This window comes from Acidobacteriota bacterium, assembly GCA_030774055.1.
In the GTDB taxonomy this organism is placed as follows: Bacteria; Acidobacteriota; Terriglobia; order Terriglobales; family Acidobacteriaceae; genus JACPNR01.
In genome coordinates this window covers 1-2684 of the sequence record JALYLW010000135.1, presented here as the reverse complement: position 1 = coordinate 2684, position 2684 = coordinate 1, and the positions used below count along the sequence as shown (strand labels likewise).

At 65.7% G+C, this 2684-nt stretch carries 2 protein-coding genes; both read left to right on the top strand.

Translation table 11 applies throughout. From position 1 onward, the window contains the following. Positions 1 to 269: 269 nt before the first annotated feature. Positions 270 to 1439 (top strand): cysteine desulfurase, encoded by a 1170-nt coding sequence (locus M3P27_11245; protein MDP9268882.1) that lies wholly within the window; start codon positions 270 to 272, stop codon positions 1437 to 1439. Positions 1440 to 1525: 86 nt separating this feature from the next. Then, on the top strand, positions 1526 to 2641 hold the full coding sequence (gene mnmA, locus M3P27_11240) for a tRNA 2-thiouridine(34) synthase MnmA (GenBank protein MDP9268881.1): 1116 nt from the start codon (positions 1526 to 1528) through the stop codon (positions 2639 to 2641). Positions 2642 to 2684: the final 43 nt, after the last annotated feature.

The following is a 2684-nucleotide window of genomic DNA, read 5'->3' as shown; positions in this document are numbered from 1 at the left end:
GTCCCGCCTTGCGGGACCGCCGCTTTGTTTGGGGCGCAAAGCAATGAGCTTGGGTTGCAATAGGGGTTCTTCGACTCGGCGCGCGAATGATCCGCGCGCGCCTCGCTCACAGTGACAAGGGTGGGCGGTGCGGCGAGCACGGGACGATGTGATGGGGTGGGCGGTGTTTGCAGGTCCCTCCGCGCCCGCCGCGGCGGGCGCGAAGGATGACAGCGTTTAGAGAAGGATGACAGCGTCTAGAAATGATGACAGCGTTTAGAATAGAAGCCATGCGAAGGGTCTATCTCGACAACAATGCGACCACGCCGGTGCTGCCCGAGGTGCGGGAGGCGATGCGTCCGTATCTCGAGGGCGATTTTGGCAACGCGTCTTCGATCCACTGGTATGGCCAGCAGGCGCGGGCGGCGGTGGAGCGCGCGCGTGAGCAGGTGGCGGCGCTACTGGGCGCGCGGGCGGCGGAGATCGTGTTCACCTCCGGCGGCACCGAGGGTGACAACAAGGCGATATTCGGGTTGTGCGAGGTGGGCGACCACATCGTCACTTCCGCCATCGAGCATTCGGCGGTGCGCAATACCTGCCAGGAGATGGAGAAGCGCGGCTACGAGGTGACCTACGTCGGCGTGGACACGCGCGGCGTGGTCGATCCGGGCGACGTCAAGAAGGCGCTGAAGCCGAACACGAAACTGATCTCTGTGATGTACGCGAATAACGAGACCGGGGCGGTGCAGCCGGTGGAGGAGATCGGAGTGATCGCGGCCGAGGCCGATGCGTGGTTCCACACCGACGCGGTGCAGGCGGCAGGGAAGATCCCCATCGACGTGGAGAAGGTCGGGTGCGACATGCTGGCCATCTCGGGACACAAGCTGCACGCGCCGAAGGGTGTGGGCGCAACGTATCTGCGGAAAGGGACGCAGTGCCGTCCGCTGATGTATGGCGGGACGCACGAGCGCGGGCGCAGGCCGGGGACGGAGAATGTCCCCGGGATCGTGGCGCTGGGCAAGGCGTGCGAGCTGGCGAAGAAGTCGGTGGACGATGGCACCATGCTGCGGGTGGCGGAGTTGCGCGACCGGCTGGAGCAGACGATCGTCAGCGCCATCGAAGAATGTGGCGTGAATGGCGAAGGCGCACCGCGCGTGCCCAACACCAGCAACCTGTACTTCAGCCACATCGAGGGTGAGCCGCTGTTGATCGCGCTCGACTTGAAAGGCGTGGCGGTGGCGACCGGGGCGGCGTGCTCGAGTGGCGCGATCGAACCAAGCCCGGTGCTGCTGGCGCTGGGCATGGGACCGCAGCGGGCGCGCGGGTCGATCCGGTGGAGCCTGAGCAAGCTGACCACGGCGGAGGACATCGAGCACGCGCTGAGCGTGGTGCCGGAGGCGGTGGCGCGGCTACGGGAGATCTCGCCGAGCTGGAAGCGGGTGCCGGCGGCGACGCGGTAGGTCGGCTGGCGCTTCGTCCAAAAACGGGACTGCGCGCCGGCCTTCGGCAGAGTGGATGCGTGCTACGCACGCGTTTTTGCATTTTTATGACCAAGCAGCAGACGATTGCGGTAGCGATGTCGGGCGGGGTGGATTCCTCGACCGTGGCGGCGATGCTGCGCGCGGAGGGGCACACGCTCGTCGGACTGACGATGCAGTTGTGGAACCAGAAGCGGCTGGCGGGAAAGAGTGGGATGACGGAAGAGGTCACCGGGCGATGCTGCTCGCTCGATGATGTCTACGACGCGCGGCGCGTGGCGGAGAAGCTTGGCATCCCGTATTACGTGGTGAACCACGAGCGCCAGTTCGAGGCGGATGTGGTGAAGCCGTTCGTGGCGGAGTATCTCTCAGGGCGCACGCCGATCCCGTGCTCGCTGTGCAACAGCCACATCAAGTTTGCCGACTTCCTGCGCGAGGCGCGGCAGATCGGCGCCGACAAGATCGCTACCGGACACTACGCGCAGGTCGCGTTCGATGCCGGGCGCGAGCGGTGGCTGTTGAAGCGTCCCAAGGACCTGGCGAAGGACCAGACCTATTTCCTGTTTGGACTGTCGCAGGAGATGCTTTCGCGCACGCTGTTCCCGCTCGGCCAGATGACCAAGCCGGAGGTGCGCGCGAAGGCGAGCGAGTACGGGCTGGGGCATCATCTCGCGGAGAAGCCGGATTCGCAGGAGATCTGCTTCGTCCCGAATGGTGATTACAAGCAGTTCCTGGATGCGTATCTGGCGGAGCAAGGCGAGGCGCTGCCGGATACGGCGGGCGAGCTGGTGACGACCTCGGGCGAGACCATCGGTCGGCACGAGGGGATACACAACTTTACCGTCGGACAGCGCAAGGGATTGGGTGTGGCGACCGGGTCGGCGCTGTATGTGATCGAACTGCGCGGCGATCGTCGGGAGGTAGTGGTCGGCGGGAACGACGATCTGTATTCGCGGACGATGACGGTGCGGAAGCTGAACTGGATCGCGGTGGACGAGTTGCGCGCGCCGCTGCGCGTGACGGTGAAAATACGCAACCGGCACGAGCCGGCGGCGGCCGTGATCACGCCGTCTGGGGATGCGGTGCGGGTGGAGTTCGACGCGGCGCAGCGGGCGATCACTCCGGGACAGGCGGCGGTGTTCTACGACGGCGACGTGGTCGTGGGCGGAGGGTGGATCGGCTAGCGAGTTGCGAGTACCGAGTTGCGAGTACCGAGTTGAGGATGGC